Below are 15,892 nucleotides of genomic sequence, written 5' to 3'. Positions count from 1 at the left end.
ACATTCGCATGAGCCTTGATCCCGATATCGCCGCACTGCTCGAGATGGTGCAGGATGGCACCGAACGCGGATCACGCGTTCCGTTTCCGCAATTGACGGCCGTACAGGCACGCGCTGATTTCGATGCATCCTCGCCGTTGCTCGATGTCGATCCGCCGGCGCTCGCGTATGAGCGCCATCTCGCGCTGCCGACGCGCGATGGAGCTACGATCGATGCGCGGCTCTACGCAAAGCAGGAGCCGAGCCGTGGCAATCCCGCACCGGTCCTGCTCTATATGCACGGCGGCGGCTTTGTCGTCGGAAGCCTGGACTCGCATCAGCCATTGTGCCGCGGCCTCGCCGAAGACAGCGGCGCCGCCGTGCTGTCGGTCGGCTATCGGCTTGCTCCGGAGCACAAGTTTCCGACCGCGTTCGAGGATGCGGTCGATGCGCTGGCCTGGATCGGCCGTGAGGGGCCTGCTGCGGGACTAGATGCCGGCCGCGTCGCCGTCGGCGGCGATAGCGCTGGCGGCACGCTCGCCGCGGCGCTCGCCATTGAAGCAAGGACGAACCGAAACCTGCCGCAGCCTGTCCTCCAGGTACTCGCCTATCCCGGCCTGAGCTCCCGGCAAACGTCCAATTCCTACGAACGATACGGATCCGGTTATCTCCTGGAACGCAGCACCGTCGACTGGTTCTTCCGGCAGTATCTCCGCGACGATTCGGACCGCGAGGATTGGCGGTTTGCGCCGCTGGCCGCGGAAGATCTCTCAGGGCTGCCCCCGGCGCTCATCGTGCTTGCCGAATACGATCCTTTGGTGGACGAAGGGCGCGACTACGCGGCAAGGCTTCGCGCCGCCGGCGTTCCTATCGACCTGCAGATCTATCCGGGCATGATCCACGAGTTCCTGCGCATGGGAAATGTCGTGGCCGGTGCCCTGCAGGCACGGGCCGCGATCGGGCAGGCGCTGGCGGGCGCCTTTCGCGCCGCAGGCGAAAGGCAGCGGCCGGGCATGGAAAGACAGAGCATATGAAGGTATGTCATAACTCTCGTCTCTCGTAGCCTCGCCGCAAGCCGTTCCCGAGCCGCACCCCATGAGCCAGAATTCACTCTCCGACTACAAGCTGTCTCGCCGCGCGCTTCTCACAGTGGGCGCGGGCATCGGCGGCGGGGTGCTTGCAGGCGGCTGGCCGATGGCGCTTGCTCAAGCCGCCGCACCGCAGGGAGGCCCCCGCATCGCCGCGCTCGGCTGGGCTTGCGCGCAGACTATACTGGCGCTCGGCGTCGTGCCGCTCGTTGTACCGGAGATCGAGCGTTACAGCCGGCTGGTCGTCGAGCCGGCTGTCCCGTCAAGCGTTCAGGAAATCGGCCTGCGTTCGGAGCCAAATCTCGAACTACTGCAGAGTTTTGCGCCTGATATTATCATCATCGATCCCAGCATCACAGCCGCACTACCCCGGCTCAAGCTGATTGCCCCGGTCGAGGTCTTCACGATTTTCAAGCCCGGCCGGCATCCGCTTGAAACAGCGCGCAGTTCGACGATGGAGCTGGCGCAGCGTCTCGGTGTGCAGGCCGCATGCGAGGCCTATCTGGCGCGTTTCGATGCAGCCATGACCGGCTACCGCGATCAGCTTCGCGGTCGCAACGACAAGCCGCTGTATCTCGTCAGCGAAATCGCGCGCAACCGTGCGCTCGTATTCGGCCCGAACAGCCTCTATCAGGAGGTGCTCAGTCAGTTCGGTTTGAAGAATGCCTGGACCGGCCAGAGCGGTCCGTGGGGACACACCAGCGTGGGCCTTGAAGTGCTCGCTGCGGTTCCGGATGCGCGATTGGTTCTGATGAGTTCGCGGGTTGCCGATATCGAAGCCTTGCTCAACGCAAGCCCGGTGCTGCGGACCTTGCCGTTCCTCCGCTCGGGGCGGCTGACGGTGCTGGGAAATCAATTCTTCTATGGCGGCGTGCCGGCGGCCGAACGCTTCGCACGCCTTCTCGTCGAACGTTTGCCGCAGGAAAACAATGAGCAAGGTTGACGCGCTGCCCGCCCGATCCGGGATCGAGATGCATCCTGCGATACTGATCGGCTTATTGTTTGCGGCGGCGGCTGCGCTGACCTTTCGGCATCTGTCGGGATATCTGCCTGTTAGCGCGTGGTTGCCGGTGCTGTGGCGTCCTGAAATCAACGATCCGCAGCAGATGCTCGTGCATTATACGGTCTTTCCGCGAATTGCGGTGGCGCTATTGGCCGGCGCAGCATTGGGCCTTGCCGGCGCCGTCTGTCAGCAGGTGCTGCGCAATCCGCTGGCTGAGCCGACCACGCTCGGTGTCTCGAACGGCGCCTATCTCGCGCTGGCGGTGACGACATTGTGGGCGCCGTCGCTACTTGCTTTGGGCCGCGAGTGGATTGCGCTGGTTGGGGGATTCGCTGCGTTCCTCTGCGTGTTCGGCCTCACCTGGAAACGTGCGCTATCGCCGGTCGTTCTGGTGCTGGCCGGATTGATCGTGGGCTACTACTGCGCCGTGACGACCCAGGCGCTGGTATTGCTCAACCATGACTACCTGATCGGCCTGTTCATCTGGGGCGCGGGCTATCTCAACCAGCAGGACTGGAGCAACGCGGCGTTCCTGGCGCCGCGGTTTCTGATTTCGTTCGTGCTGATCGCGGCTATGGTCCGCCCGCTGACATTGCTCGGCTTCGACGACGAGACCGCGCGCAATCTCGGCCTCGGATTGACGGGTGCGCGGGTCTGGGCACTTGGCATTGCGATCGCTCTCAGCGCTTCGGTGGTCAGCGTGGTCGGCGTGTTGGGCTTTGTCGGTCTGACCGGACCGGCTCTCGCCATGCTTGCGGGCGCGCGACGTTTCCGCGATCGGCTGATTTGGGCGCCGCTCTGCGGCGCGGGCCTCTTGTGGCTGGCAGACGAGCTTGTGCTGCTGATTCCGCCGGGCTATCGCGAGATGCCGGCCGGCGCAGCCACGGCCTTGATCGGCGCGCCCATGTTGCTGGTGCTGTTGCCGCGGCTACGGTCCGCAGCTCCAGTCGGAAACCTCACACCATCCGTTCCGCCACGTCTTGATCATCCCTGGCGGGTGATCCTGTTTGGTCTGGCCTTGCTGTTGTTTGTGGTCTGGGTCGCGCTCGCAGTTGGGGTCGGCGCCGAGGGCTGGAGCTGGAGTGGTCTCGCCGGCATCCAGGAATTCCTGCCGTGGCGCTGGCCGCGCGTGGTGTCGGCGTTGGCCGCGGGGGCCACGCTGGCGGTGGCTGGCACGCTGCTGCAGCGCATGACCGGAAATCCAATGGCGGCTCCAGAGGTGATGGGGATCAGCTACGGCGCCGCGATGGGCGTGATCGTTCTTCTCTATCTCCTTCCGTCCCACACGCGCGTGGCGGAGATTGCAGGCGGCGGGATCGGAGCCTTCATCGTGCTCGGGCTCGTTCTGCTGTTCAGCCGGCGGTCCGAATTCAGTCCGGAGCGTGTGCTGCTGGCTGGTGTCGCCATGAGCGCGGCATTCGGCGCGATCATCGCCATGGCGCTGGCGACCGGTGATCCGCGCATCGGCATGCTGCTGTCATTGCTGACCGGATCGCTCTATCAGATCAGTCCGGCCGAGGCCTGGGTCCTGGCCGCCGCGGCGCTCCTTCTGTTGATCATGGTGCCGATGCTGTCACGCTGGCTCGACATTCTGCCGCTCGGCTCGGCGGCCTCGCGTTCGATCGGCGTATCGATGGCGAGAAGCCGCATCATCATCATGCTGCTGACCGCATTGTTGACGGCGACCGCGACGCTGATGGTTGGGCTGCTGAGTTTGGTCGGTTTTATCGCGCCGCATATGGCGCGGATGATGGGGGCGCAGCGCGCGCTGCATCAGACGGCGCTGGCCGCACTGATCGGAGCCATCCTGATGGTAACAGCCGATTGGGCCGGGCGAATGGTGATATTTCCGTTCCAGATGCCGGCCGGCATTTTCGCGATGATGCTCGCCGGGCCCTATCTTCTCTGGCTGTTGCGACCGCAGCGCGGATGACGCGAGACGGTGAAGCGCCGAATGATTTACGCGCTCACCGTGCGAAGCTGATGAGATGGCTGTGATCCGGAGACGGCATCACCCCCATCGGAATGCCGTAGATGGTTTCGAGTTCGGCAGGCGTCATGATCCTGTCCGGCGCGCCGCGCGAAATCAGCTTGCCCGAATGCAAGGCGATGATCTCGTTGCAGAAGCGTGCCGCCATGTTGACGTCATGGAGCACGACGACCACGCCGAGATTACGCTCGCGCGCGAGCCGCTTCACCAGCGACAGCACTTCGATCTGATGGGCAATGTCGAGCGCCGAAGTCGGCTCATCGAGCAGCAGGCATTCGGCATCCTGCGCAACCAGCATGGCGATCCAGACCCGCTGGCGCTCGCCGCCTGACAATGTATCGACCAGCCGGTCCGCAAACGGCTCGATGTGGGTCAGCGCCATGGCTTCCGCAACCTTGTCGCGGTCAGTGTCGCCAAACCGGCCCAGCGCGCCATGCCAGGGATAGCGGCCGAGCGCGACCAACTCCTTCACCAGCATGCCGGCGGCGGGCGGCGTCTGCTGCGGCAAATAAGCCACCTTGCGGGCGTACTCCCGATCGCTCCATTCGCGTAAAACGCGGCCCTCGAAACGGATCGTGCCGGATGAGCTTGGCTGCTGCCGCGCCAGCAACTTCAGCAAGGTCGATTTGCCGGAGCCGTTGTGCCCAATCAGGCCGACGACGCTGCGCGCGGGAAGCGACAGGGTGAGCGGTTCGAGCAGCGCGCGCCCCGCCACAGCGAACGCCACCTGGTCCAGTTCGAACAAGGGCGCGGCCGCATCGGGCGAGGCTAGCGCGATTTCGGTTGGCCGAACTACATGCATGGGAAAGGGCCTGCGGGGATAATGCGGTGCGAGGTGAATGTCGTCGTCCCATCGGCCTGCGGATGTGGGGACGTCATGGCTGCCGCAGGCTCCAATAAGCGACTGCAAGATGCTGCTCGCGGGCGAGCTTCCGCTCGTCGCGCAGATGGTTTCGCAGCGCCTTCAGCGCCTGCGCTTCGCACGCGACCCATGCAAAGACCTCGCGATGATCCGGCCATCGCACGGCCTTGACGGCATCGACCAATAGCTGCGTCGTCCCGGCCGGACGGTCGCCGCGATGCAGCCATTGGATCGATACGCCGGCTGGCGCGATCAACGGAACCTGCTCACGCCGGTCGGCGACTTCGATGAAGACTTCACCCGTTGCCGTCGCCGGCAGCGTTTCGAGAATTCGCGCAATGGCGGGAAGGGCGGTCTCGTCGCCCGCCAGCAGCAACCAGCGTGCCGGACGAATGCCTCGTCCGAGCGGACCGGCCATGCCGCAAATGGCGCCGGTTTGCGCATTGAGCGCGAAAGCCGAGCCCGGTCCGGCATGATCGTGGACCACGAAATCGATGTCGATCTCGCAAGCCTGCAGATCGATGCGGCGGATCGTGTAGTAGCGGGTGACGGGTCTGCGGTCCGGTTCCGGCCACAGGATGCGCCCGTCGGGGGCGGGCCACGGCCATTCAGGCTTGGCGAGGCCTTCCGGCGGAAAATACAGGCGGACGTGCAGGTCATCGTCGTTCACGAAGCGGGCGATGTCGTCGCCGGTGAATGTCAGCCGGCGCATGCGGGGCGTCAGGTCGATCGCTGCCTTCAGCCGCACCTCGCGGAAATTGGCCAGCGTGCCGCCGTTGGATTCATGGCCGGACCAGACGATGGTCGGCGGCTCATCGCCGGCGAACTCGATGACATGGGAAGCCACCACCGAGCGCAGCATTTCCAGATTGCCCTTGTCGTTGGCCTCGACGCGGATCTTGAGCGCCTCGGCCTCGACGGCGAGCGAGCTGGTTCCAAACGGCAGCTTCGCCACCATCAGGCCACCTTGGTCCTCGAAGGCGATATCATGCTCGGCAAGATGATCGATCATTCGGGCAGCAAGGCCGGCGGCATCCGCAATCGGAATGCGGGTTTCGGAAACAAGCGAATCCAAAGTCATTTCTCCAGTCGGGCCTGCCCGATGCTGGCCTGCGCACGCTTCGATTTCCGGATATCGCAGCCCGACACCGAATCCATGTCCCTGGTGGATCCATGTCCTACTCGCTCGCCGGCTGCGACGCAAAGGCTCTACTACTCGCATTTTATTAAACGCGTTGCCGATCACAAATTAGAATCAATCGAAAGAGGCTGAAAAATAGGCTCTGGAAGAGCGATGCTGCCATCATGTATTCGCATCACTCCCGCAAGGCTATTCGTACTACGACGGGCCGTGTAGGTTCGCTTCAGCTCTACTCCAGCGCGGCACTCATGATGAATCCACGAAGCGGCCTGACGGCGCAGATTCTGCATCTCCTGCGGCCCTACTGGCCGATCGTGCTGGGCGGCACCGTTCTCGGCGTTGTCGGTGGCGCCAGCGTTGCGGGACTGCTCGCGGTCGTCAATCGCGGACTTTACGCGTCGCAAGACGACGTCGCAACGCTGCTGTTCGCGTTTGCGAGCCTGTGTCTCTTGATCCTGATCGGCTCGATCGGCGCCGATATCAGCGCCAACTATGTTGGGCAGCGGATCATCGCCGAGCTGCGCAAATCGCTCGCCGTGAAAATTCTGGCGGCTCCGATCGACCAGCTCGAAATCTACCGGACGCATCGATTGATTCCGGTCCTCACCCATGACGTCGATACCATCAGCGATTTCGCGTTCTTCTTCTCCTCCTTCTTCGTGTCCGTCGTCATCACGCTCGGCTGCATGGTCTACCTTGCGGTGCTGTCGTGGCCACTTTTCCTGATTACGGGGCTGGTCATTGTCCTCGGCTCGCTCGCGCATGCATATGCGCGAACGCGCGGCGTTCAGGGCTTCAACGTCGCCCGCGATTCAGAAGACCAATTGCAGAAGCACTACCGCGCGATTGCCGAGGGCGCGAAGGAGCTGCGCCTGAACCGCACCCGCCGTCAGCGCGTCTATGTCGATCAGCTTCAGCGCACCGTCGACCGGATCAGCGCGGTGCAGATCAAATCGATCAACCTGTTTGTGACCGCGCGGGCGTTGGGTACGATGTTGTTCTTCGTCGTGATCGGCGTCGCGCTGACGTTGCGTCCGTTCCTCTGGCCCGACAGCCCGGCCGCCGTCTCCAGCGGCTTTGTCCTGGTGCTGCTCTATATGCGGGGACCCATCGATCAGGTGATCGGCATCCTGCCGGCGTTGGGCCGCGCGCAAGTGGCGATGAAGCGGATCGCCGAGCTTTCGGAACAGTTCGCGACGCCCGAGCAGGGCTTGCTGGCCGCGCCCTCGAACGCGCCAAGTGGATCAGGCAGGATCGAATCGATCGAGCTCCGTGGCGTATCGTACGGCTTCCGCGCGGTGCCCGGCAGCAACCCCTTCGTTCTCGGACCGATTGATCTGCATGTCCGGCAGGGAGACATCGTTTTCATTGTCGGTGAAAACGGAAGCGGAAAAACCACGCTGATCAAATTGCTGTTGGGTCTCTACGCACCACAGAGCGGTACGCTGCTTCGCGACGGTCTGCCTGTTGTAGCGGAAACGCGGGATGATTACCGACAGCTCTTCACGACCATCTTTTCCGACTATTACCTGTTCGAAGATCTTCTGCAGGGAGCGGGAATGGTGCCTGACGTCGCGGAGCGCTATCTGGAGCGATTGGAGGTCGCGCACAAGGTCTCGGTCGAGAACGGCGTGTTTACGACGACGGACCTGTCGACCGGTCAACGCAAACGGCTGGCGCTGATGAATGCCTGGCTCGAGGAGAGGCCGGTCCTCGTGTTCGACGAGTGGGCCGCGGATCAGGACCCAGCCTTCCGCCACATCTTCTACACGGAACTGCTGCCTGACCTGAAGCGCATCGGCAAGACGATCATCGTGATCTCACATGATGACCGTTATTTCGGCGTGGCAGATCATCTGGTGCGACTGCGGCACGGCAAGATTGTCGCGGGTGAAGCGAAGACCCATGACATCATCAAGTCGTCATCGGTTCCAACCGACGCCTCTCTTTAGAGCTATTTTATTCTTTCGGAAAATTTGCGTCGAAGTTCCGTCTCTTTCGAGACGCGCGCCGGGGAAAGCGCGCGATGTTTTTGGCGACGCCGTTTTGTCAGATTTGTAAGAAATCTAAACTGCGTGTGCCTGCATTTCTTGTCATCCTGTACGCGAGTGCTTTACATCGCAGGCGCGCGTCAAGATCGCGTGCTGTTTCAAGCAACCATTTGCGATGCGAGGGCCGGATGAACAAAGCTTCGAGCTCCGCGACAGGGCCTCGCGCATTCCCGATCGGACCGGATTTTTCCATGACCGTCGTTCAAGACGGTGGGGGAGATCTCCGCATTGCTGTAGGCATCACGACGGTGATGCGCCTGCGTCTCGATGACCAGCTCGATCATCTGAAGATATTGACCACACCCGACGATCCGCAGCTGGCGATATCGGCGGTTTCGGCAGCGGCCGAAGCCACGTTTGGATGGCGGCCGAGTCTGGACCGGCTTGTGCTGGAGTCGGCCAGCGTGGAGCTTGCGCGCGAGTTGATGAACCACGGTCTCGCTCTCATGGCGGGGGCAGACCTCGTGCTGCTTCCCGAATTGATCATGCAGCGGCGGGACAATTGGCTGGTCAATGCCGGACGGCCGCCATTGCCGCAACTCCACGTCATGACGGACGGCAAGCGCCATCCGCGACGTTCGCCAAAGCCGGTGGGAAAGGTCTATGCCCGCTTCATACCCTGGCTCGCCGAAGTGATCTCCTTCCGCGTCGCCAACACGGACGGCGACCTGCATCTGCTGCACCGGTGGATGAACGATCCCCGCGTCGACGCGTTCTGGAACGAAGCCGGCGATCTCGAAAAGCATCGGCGCTATCTCTCCGGCATCCTGGCGGACCCGCACATGCTGCCGCTCATCGGCTGCTTCGACGACGAGCCGTTTGGCTATTTCGAGCTCTACTGGGCCAAGGAGAATCGTATCGCGCCGTTCTACGATGCCGACGATTACGATCGCGGCTGGCATGTCGTCGTCGGCGAGGACGCCTATCGCGGGCGCCGCTATATCAGCGCCTGGCTGCCATCGCTGATGCACTACATGTTCCTGGACGATTGTCGAACGCAACGGATCGTCGGCGAGCCGGCGGCAGCGCATGCGCAGCAGCTCCGCAATCTGGAAGTCTCGGGATTCGCAAAGATCAAGAACTTCGATTTTCCGCACAAGCGGGCCACGCTCGTGATGCTGTTGCGCGAACGCTTCTTTGGTGACCGGCTGTGGCTGCCGGCAGCGACCAGCCCGGCGACCACGTCCTAACGCCCGAACGGAGCGCAGCTCATGTCTCACCAGTTTGCGATCGAACACGACGTCATCGGCGTCGGATTCGGGCCGTCCAATCTTGCGCTTGCGATCGCACTGGATGAATGCGCCAGAAGATCACGTCTGAAATGCGCCGCTCTGTTCGTGGAGCAGCAGCCGCAATTCACCTGGCACGGCGGCATGCTGCTTCCAGGCAGCGACATGCAGATCTCGTTTCTCAAGGACCTCGTTTCGTTGCGTGATCCGACCAGTCCGTTCACCTTCGTGAATTATCTGCACAAGCGCGGCCGTTTGCAGGATTTCATCAACTGCCGAACGTTCTATCCGACCCGGATTGAATTCAACGACTATCTGCGGTGGGTAGCCGCCCAGTTCAAGTCTCAGGCGGCCTACGGGGAAACCATCGTCGCCATCGAGCCGGTAACGGTTGGGCAGTCGGTGACGTCCTTGCGCGTTCATTCACGGACGCTCGCCGGCGGGGAAACGGTGCGGCTTGCAAGGAACCTGGTGGTCGCGGTGGGAGGGCGACCGTATATCCCGCAGGTATTTGCAGAGATCGCCGATGATCCGAGATTGTTGCACTCCAGCCGCTATCTCGACACGGTCGAGGACATCGGCCTCGGTGGAAAGGCCGCGCGCGTGGCCGTGGTCGGGGGAGGGCAGAGCGCGACCGAGGTGACGGTCGACCTTCGCGGGCGATTTCCGGACGCGCGCATTGATCTGATCTTTCGCGGCCATGCCTTGAAGCCGTCCGACAGCAGCCCGTTCGTCAACGAGATTTTCAATCCTGATTACACCGATTTCATCTATGCGCAGCCTGCCGAGCGACGAGACGCGATCGTTCGCAACTTCCGGAACACGAACTATGCGGTGGTCGATTCCGACCTCCTCGACCAGTTGTATCGATTGCTCTACCAGCAGCGCGTCAGCGGCACGACAGGGATCGCATTGCACCCTCGTAGCGAAATAACGAGCATAGACGCCGCACCTGAAGGCATCGAGATCGGCACCGTTGACAAGTTCGGCGGTGCAAAGCGCCGAGCCACCTACGACGCCGTCATTCTGGCAACGGGCTACGACAGGGAGACTCCACACGCATTTCTGGAGCCGATCCAGCGCTACATTCGCGACACCGTGTTGGACCGCAACTACAAGCTCGTCACCACTCCGGCATTTCGGCCGCAAATCCATCTCCAGGGATATTCGGAGGCCTCTCACGGCCTGAGCGACACGCTGCTGTCCGTTCTTGCCACGCGCTCGCAGGAAATCGCAGAATCGCTGCTTTCGACGATTTCGCGCCGCGAACTCATCGCGTAGGCGATCAGATCGAGGGAGCGATGAGTCGCCACTGTGCAGCGGATCCAAGCGCGGCCGGCACCGACAGCACGGCAGGTGACGGGCCTGCGTCGATGATCACGGTGTTCGGAGCTATCGTGAATCCGAGTGCGGCCGCCTTCAGCAAGGCTTCCTTGAGGGTCCAGTAGCGAAGAAAGAGCCGGGACCGAAGTGCCGCAGGAGTGTTCCATAGAACCTCCCGCTCTTCGGCCGCCAGGACGATTTCGGCGACCGAATCCATATCGGCGATTTCCCGCAGCGGTTCGATATCGACGCCGATCGGCATGCGGGCCGCTGCAACGGCCACAGTGCCCCTCGCGTGGCTCAGGCTGAAGTCGATCTTCGCTCGATCAGCAACGAGCATGGGCTTGCCATGCTCCGATGGTTCAAACCGCAGGTCTTCGGCCGGCTGACCGACAAGTCCGCCAAGCATGAGGCGAGCGCCCGCATGCGCAGCGAGATAGCTCAGTCGATCTTCGATGTGCAGGAACCGCCCCATGCGATCGGTCTCACCGGCATCGAGGAGTTTCGCAGCTCGCTCAACGTTGAGCATGCCGGGTTCGCCGGCAGCGATCTCCCGCGATGGAGGTATCGCTGCCAGCCAGAGAACAATCTCTTCCGGTTCCAACTGTCTGACCTGCCTCGTGATATCAGCATACGGCAGGCATCGCACCCGCAATTGATCCTGCGGAGCCGTGCATTTCACGGCGATCGACCACGCGAGGAAGACGCTTGCACGCGCCATTGAAAGCGATGCGGCAAATGGTTCTTGTCCAGCCTTCCAGGAGTTGGTCATGTCCACGGGCTTATCGACCAATGCGCAACGGTCTGCAACCCCCGGATGTGCAGAGGGCCGCGTCGAGATGATCTGACTTAGAATCCATCTAACTGAGACAAGCCGAGATCATACACGCTTGCGGTGCTGATAGATTCACTCTCAATCGCATCCGCAGATATTCAGCGTGGAACCGGTCATGATAAAATCCGTCCCTCTCGAGCAGCATATCGATAGCTATCTGCCGGAGCGAATTGCAACCATACTGGTTCGCAGTCACCACGCGGGGCTCGTCAGCAAGGAGCCATCCACGCGCATTAACTACCTCCTCGAGATTGCGTCGCTCCATACCAGGGGTGAACTCCTCGGACAGCCTGGCCTCGGACGCCTGAGTTTGCAACGGATCGAGAAGTGGATGGATTTTCATGGCCGCCGCCTTCGGCGCAACGATGAGAGTCTGGATAGCGTGATCTGCCGATTTGGCTTTCGGCAGGATTTACTCGAGAAGAAGGCCAGCCGGTCCGCGCCAAGATCCGTCATCTCGTCCGAGGACAGAGACAAGATCTTGCGCGAGTTCGGTTCATACGGCGAGCGTGAAGATATCCGGCGGCCGGAACGGCGGATTGCGGTGAGCCAGGATACTTGATGCGAGGATGCCGCGCGTTCGCTACTGTTTACGTCTCATCCGCCAAAGCCGTAATATTCGCGAACGACGGGTTCGCGAAGCGGGTCCGGCTCACACTCGCACGGCGTTAAGAGGTCGACGCGTCTGCCGATGCGGCTGCCAACAATTTCGGCAGTCGCTTGGGTTACTCCTTAAGTGCCGGCTCCGCTTACTGCGGCGACAAAGCCAGCCGCATTGAACACCCCGTGAATGACGATACCCACTGACGTGTTTTGCCGGCGCTGCACGATCCAGGGCAAGAGTAGTGTAATCGGCAGCAACGTCACCATGATCGGCCAGCCGAAACTCCAGTGAAACAAGCACCACAGAATTCCGTTTAGCAGCCATGCTATGCGGCCAAATCCCGCCTCCTGGCGGGGCAGAAGGTAACCGCGCCAGCACAGTTCCTCACCCAGGATATTGGTGACAAATAAAGGAATCCATGCCGCAAATACCGAGGCGTGCCAGCCGGGGGGCTGCAGCAGGAACCAGGGTGACGGACGGAAGCTCGGCTCTATGTAACGCGCCAGCGCCAAAATCGCAGCGGTGGCGGTCCCAATAGCGAAAAGCCCGCCGATGGCCCAAACGATGTCGCCACGGTTCATCGTGTTCAACCTCAGGCGCTTTCTCAGCGAGCCTTGGTCACGCTTTGGCAGTTCTCGCCAGGCCATCAGACAGCCAAAAATCAGCATGGGGATAAGTACGAGCGCCGTGCCGCTTACGTACCAGCCAATGATCGGCGAAATACCGAACGCGTCACGCAGCCAGGGAATTACGGCCATGATTGCCAGCCACAGCAGTATTGAGAACGCGCCAAACATCGAGGTCGAGGCGGCGAGCCCTATCGGCGGCGGCGTTTCCGTTTGCGTTTGCATGAACGGCATTCAGTTATCTTTACCGATCTGTGCCGACGAACGCTTCGTTCACGTGAACAACTGCCGACTGACAGCACCAAACACCGGCGCGCCGCAATCGTTCTTGATCGCTGATGTCTGATCTGAAAGCTGGCCGCGCGCATCGTTCAGCCAGGCGACGAAAGCAGTCAGCGCCGGATCGTCAGCCATGCGCTGCTCGTATTCGAGCACGAACTGCCGGCGCGTCGGGCGAACGGTTGGATGGGCCTTGACGAGATTGCCGCGTGCGAGATCGGGCGCGAGAAGGCCGTCGATGGCGATGGCGACGCCCATGCCGGCGGCGGCGGCTTCAATGGTCAGGCCGAGGCTTTCGAAGCTGCTGCCGCCCTGCACGGGCACGTCGGCGAATTGCGCGTGATCGAGCCACCGCCGCCAATCGTCCGGGCGCGGCCGCGCATGCAGGAGAGGAACGGTTGCGAAATCCACGGCGCCGTTCGTCATGAATTGCGGCGCGCAGACCGGCACGGTCGTAATCGGCATCAGCGAATGGGTGATGAGCCCGGCGCGGGGCTGCCCGTCCGAGACGGCGATCACCGCATCGTACCGGCTGGCGAGAAGGTCGAGCGGATTGGAACTCGTGTGCAGGTCGACTTCCAGATCGGGATAGGCCGCCTTGAGCGTGGGCCAGATCGGCAGCAGGAAGCGCGACACGAAGAAGCCATAGACCCCAACCGAAAGTCGCCTGAAACGCCGCAACCGCAGCCCGTCGGCGGCATCTGCGATCCGGTCCAATGCCTCGCGGGCGGAATCGGCGAAGGTCTTGCCTGCGGAGGTGAGGACCAGGCCGCGCGAGCCGCGCAGAAAGAGTGCGGTCCCCATTCGCGCTTCCAGGGCGCGGACGTGCCGGCTCACGGCGCCGACCGTCACGTTCAGTTCGTCGGCTGCCCGGGTGATCGACAAGTGCCGTGCGGCGGCCTCGAACGCCCGCACCGCATGCAAGGGAGGAAGTCGTCGTGATGCCATCGCGGGAGCTTAGTGGAAAAGGGCCGGCCGGCAAACGGGGGGAACCGCAGCGTTGACTCTGGCTCAAGCCCCCGACCCAAGAAGTCGTTTGCACGGCCGCTCCCTGGATCATACGCCGATATTTTCCGCAAATATCGTCCAGGCCAGTGCGCCCGGGCGGGCGGAGCCGAGGGAGATGCCCATGACCATTCATGTCGATCTGACCGGCCGCGAGGCGGCGGCGCGGCGCTCCAGAGCACTGGCGCCGACCTGCCGCGGGCTGAACTATTATTCGCTCGACCAAAGCCTGCGCGACCTCTTGCCCCATTACATGGAGGCACCGCTGCTGGCGCATCTCGCGCCACACCTTTCGGAACTCGGCGAACTCGCCGGAGGCCGGCTGCATGATTTGTCTGATAAGGCCGAGCGCCATCAGCCGGTGCTGCATCCGCGCGACGGCTACGGCCGCGACGAGGAGTGGGTCGAGTATCACCCGGCGTATCGCGAGATGGAAAGCATCGCGTTCGGAAAATTCGGCATGCACGCGATGTGCAATCGCAGCGGCGTCTTGGCTTGGCCGTCGCCGATGCCGCCGATCGCAAAATACGTATTCCATTATTTGTTTGCGCAAGCCGAGTTCGGCCTGCTTTGTCCGGTCAACCTCACCGACAGCTCTTCGGAGCTGGTGCGCCGCTTCGGCACGGATGAGCTGCGCCAGCGCTATCTCGAACGGATGTGGAGCCAGGATCCTGCCGCGCTGCTCAAGTGCGCGCAATTCATGACGGAGAAAACCGGCGGCTCCGATGTGGGCGCCGGCGAACTCGTTGCTGTCAGCGACGGCAAGGATTGGAAGCTGTGGGGCGAAAAGTGGTTCTGCTCGAACGTCGACGCCGAACTGGCGGTGTTGCTCGCCCGGCCCGAAGGCGCGGTGGCCGGCGGCCGCGGGCTCGGTCTGTTCCTGATGCCAAAAGTGCTTCCCGATGGACGGCGGAATTCGTACCGGATCCTGCGGTTGAAGGACAAGCTCGGCAGCCGCACCATGGCCAGCGGCGAGATCGTGTTCGAGGGCGCCACAGCCTACCAGCTCGGCGAGCTCGATCAGGGCCTCAAGCACATGCTGGTGATGGTGAATTCGAGCCGGGTGTCGCACCTTGCGCGCGCGGCCGGCATGATGCGGCGATGCCTCAATGAGGCGATGATCGCCGCGCGGCATCGCAACGCGTTCGGGCGCGCGGTGATCGACCATCCGCTGATGCGCCGGCAGTTGCTCAAGCTCATGGTCCCGACCGAGCAGGCGCTGTCGGCGCTACTGTACTCGGCAACCGCGTCCGACAAGGTGCTGCGGCTGCTGACGCCGATCGCAAAATACCGGGCGTGCCGGGACAACGTCACGGTCGCCACAGGTGCGATGGAGGCCCGCGGCGGCAACGGCTACATCGAGGACTGGCCGAACGCGCGGCTGGTTCGCGATGCCCATCTCGGCCTGTTGTGGGAGGGCACCAGCAACATCAACGCGCTCGATGCGGTCCAGCGCGCGGTCGGAAAGGCGCGCGGCCATGAAGCGTTGTGCGACGATCTCGGCCGTCGGTTGGACGATACGGCCGGGATGCCGGGGCAGTTTCGGACGCGCCTTTCCGGCGCGCTGACGGATGCGATGCGCTTTGCGGAACAGGTTGCGGCGGATCCCGAGAACGAGCGTTTTTGCAGGGTCGCCGCCGGAAAGCTCTACCACGCGACGACGGCTGCGCTATTGGCGTCCGAGGGCACGCGCCTCGGCAATGCCGGTGGCGATGCACGCCGCCTGCTGCTTTCGCGTTTTGTCCTCGAGCATCGCTTGGCCGAACCTTCGTCCACCAATCTGCAGGCGCAGCATTGGGAGAAGGCAGCGATCGATTTGCTGCTCGGCGATGCGCCGGTCCCGATGCGCGAGGCTGCCGCGCTGGTGCAGGGATAGG

13 protein-coding genes are annotated in these 15,892 nt (G+C 62.7%); 8 read left to right on the top strand and 5 right to left on the bottom strand.

The features are described from left to right. Nucleotides 1-8 precede the first annotated feature (8 nt). The 3 genes from V1277_RS06500 to fhuB all read left to right on the top strand — a co-directional run bounded on the left by V1277_RS06500 (nt 9) and on the right by fhuB (nt 4,003). A complete protein-coding gene (locus tag V1277_RS06500) occupies nt 9-1,013 on the top strand; it encodes an alpha/beta hydrolase (RefSeq protein WP_334415488.1) in 1,005 nt (334 codons plus the stop codon). 61 nt (nt 1,014-1,074) lie between these two features. After that, nucleotides 1,075-2,010: an ABC transporter substrate-binding protein gene (locus V1277_RS06495; protein WP_334415487.1), complete on the top strand. Its 936-nt coding sequence runs from the start codon at nt 1,075-1,077 to the stop codon at nt 2,008-2,010. Next, complete coding sequence (gene fhuB, locus V1277_RS06490) at nt 1,997-4,003, top strand: Fe(3+)-hydroxamate ABC transporter permease FhuB (protein WP_334415486.1); 2,007 nt, start codon at nt 1,997-1,999, stop codon at nt 4,001-4,003. The genes V1277_RS06495 and fhuB overlap by 14 nt, the downstream gene beginning before the upstream one ends. A gap of 34 nt (nt 4,004-4,037) precedes the next feature. Here fhuB and V1277_RS06485 read toward each other — a convergent pair whose 3' ends face one another. Further along, nucleotides 4,038-4,862: an ATP-binding cassette domain-containing protein gene (locus V1277_RS06485; protein WP_334415485.1), complete on the bottom strand. Its 825-nt coding sequence runs from the start codon at nt 4,860-4,862 to the stop codon at nt 4,038-4,040. A 73-nt stretch (nt 4,863-4,935) separates the two neighbouring features. Beyond that, the gene (locus tag V1277_RS06480; protein ID WP_334415484.1) at nt 4,936-5,997 is read right to left on the bottom strand and encodes a siderophore-interacting protein; all 1,062 of its coding nucleotides are present in this window, start codon (nt 5,995-5,997) and stop codon (nt 4,936-4,938) included. A gap of 314 nt (nt 5,998-6,311) precedes the next feature. On the opposite strand from V1277_RS06480, the gene V1277_RS06475 reads away from it, so the two are divergent. From V1277_RS06475 to V1277_RS06465, 3 genes are all read left to right on the top strand, one after another. Beyond that, entirely contained in the window at nt 6,312-8,015 is a 1,704-nt protein-coding gene (locus V1277_RS06475) for a cyclic peptide export ABC transporter (protein WP_334415483.1), read from the top strand. Between the two features lie 290 nt (nt 8,016-8,305). Further along, entirely contained in the window at nt 8,306-9,304 is a 999-nt protein-coding gene (locus V1277_RS06470; protein WP_334415482.1) for a GNAT family N-acetyltransferase, read from the top strand. Between the two features lie 21 nt (nt 9,305-9,325). Continuing rightward, entirely contained in the window at nt 9,326-10,624 is a 1,299-nt protein-coding gene (locus tag V1277_RS06465; RefSeq protein ID WP_334415481.1) for a lysine N(6)-hydroxylase/L-ornithine N(5)-oxygenase family protein, read from the top strand. A 4-nt stretch (nt 10,625-10,628) separates the two neighbouring features. Here the strand turns inward: V1277_RS06465 and V1277_RS06460 are convergent, their stop codons facing one another. Beyond that, the gene (locus V1277_RS06460; RefSeq protein ID WP_334420297.1) at nt 10,629-11,438 is read right to left on the bottom strand and encodes a 4'-phosphopantetheinyl transferase family protein; all 810 of its coding nucleotides are present in this window, start codon (nt 11,436-11,438) and stop codon (nt 10,629-10,631) included. A 178-nt stretch (nt 11,439-11,616) separates the two neighbouring features. On the opposite strand from V1277_RS06460, the gene V1277_RS06455 reads away from it, so the two are divergent. Then, nucleotides 11,617-12,063 (top strand): hypothetical protein, encoded by a 447-nt coding sequence (locus V1277_RS06455; RefSeq protein ID WP_334415480.1) that lies wholly within the window; start codon nt 11,617-11,619, stop codon nt 12,061-12,063. Between the two features lie 170 nt (nt 12,064-12,233). Here the strand turns inward: V1277_RS06455 and V1277_RS06450 are convergent, their stop codons facing one another. Both V1277_RS06450 and V1277_RS06445 read right to left on the bottom strand, forming a co-directional pair. Next, nucleotides 12,234-12,965 carry a CPBP family intramembrane glutamic endopeptidase gene (locus V1277_RS06450; RefSeq protein WP_334415479.1) on the bottom strand — a complete coding sequence of 244 codons (732 nt, stop codon included), beginning with the start codon at nt 12,963-12,965 and terminating at the stop codon, nt 12,234-12,236. 39 nt (nt 12,966-13,004) lie between these two features. Then, nucleotides 13,005-13,958, bottom strand: coding sequence for a LysR substrate-binding domain-containing protein (locus V1277_RS06445; RefSeq protein ID WP_334415478.1), 954 nt, complete (start codon nt 13,956-13,958; stop codon nt 13,005-13,007). Between the two features lie 181 nt (nt 13,959-14,139). Here V1277_RS06445 and V1277_RS06440 point away from each other — a divergent pair, with 181 nt between their 5' ends. Continuing rightward, nucleotides 14,140-15,891, top strand: coding sequence for an acyl-CoA dehydrogenase family protein (locus tag V1277_RS06440; RefSeq protein WP_334415477.1), 1,752 nt, complete (start codon nt 14,140-14,142; stop codon nt 15,889-15,891). Nucleotide 15,892 lies beyond the last annotated feature (1 nt).

This window comes from Bradyrhizobium sp. AZCC 1588 (assembly GCF_036924735.1).
Lineage (GTDB): Bacteria > Pseudomonadota > Alphaproteobacteria > Rhizobiales > Xanthobacteraceae > Bradyrhizobium.
This window is presented reverse-complemented; position numbering and strand designations above follow the sequence as displayed.

What these genes read in the sequence shown, in the direction of transcription:
- V1277_RS06500 (WP_334415488.1), top strand. Translation starts at nt 9, where the DNA reads ATGAGCCTTGATCCCGATATCGCCGCACTGCTCGAGATGGTGCAGGAT.
- V1277_RS06495 (WP_334415487.1), top strand. Translation starts at nt 1,075, where the DNA reads ATGAGCCAGAATTCACTCTCCGACTACAAGCTGTCTCGCCGCGCGCTT.
- fhuB (WP_334415486.1), top strand. Translation starts at nt 1,997, where the DNA reads ATGAGCAAGGTTGACGCGCTGCCCGCCCGATCCGGGATCGAGATGCAT.
- V1277_RS06485 (WP_334415485.1), bottom strand. Translation starts at nt 4,862, where the DNA reads ATGCATGTAGTTCGGCCAACCGAAATCGCGCTAGCCTCGCCCGATGCG.
- V1277_RS06475 (WP_334415483.1), top strand. Translation starts at nt 6,312, where the DNA reads ATGATGAATCCACGAAGCGGCCTGACGGCGCAGATTCTGCATCTCCTG.
- V1277_RS06470 (WP_334415482.1), top strand. Translation starts at nt 8,306, where the DNA reads ATGACCGTCGTTCAAGACGGTGGGGGAGATCTCCGCATTGCTGTAGGC.
- V1277_RS06465 (WP_334415481.1), top strand. Translation starts at nt 9,326, where the DNA reads ATGTCTCACCAGTTTGCGATCGAACACGACGTCATCGGCGTCGGATTC.
- V1277_RS06460 (WP_334420297.1), bottom strand. Translation starts at nt 11,438, where the DNA reads ATGACCAACTCCTGGAAGGCTGGACAAGAACCATTTGCCGCATCGCTT.
- V1277_RS06455 (WP_334415480.1), top strand. Translation starts at nt 11,617, where the DNA reads ATGATAAAATCCGTCCCTCTCGAGCAGCATATCGATAGCTATCTGCCG.
- V1277_RS06450 (WP_334415479.1), bottom strand. Translation starts at nt 12,965, where the DNA reads ATGCCGTTCATGCAAACGCAAACGGAAACGCCGCCGCCGATAGGGCTC.
- V1277_RS06445 (WP_334415478.1), bottom strand. Translation starts at nt 13,958, where the DNA reads ATGGCATCACGACGACTTCCTCCCTTGCATGCGGTGCGGGCGTTCGAG.
- V1277_RS06440 (WP_334415477.1), top strand. Translation starts at nt 14,140, where the DNA reads ATGACCATTCATGTCGATCTGACCGGCCGCGAGGCGGCGGCGCGGCGC.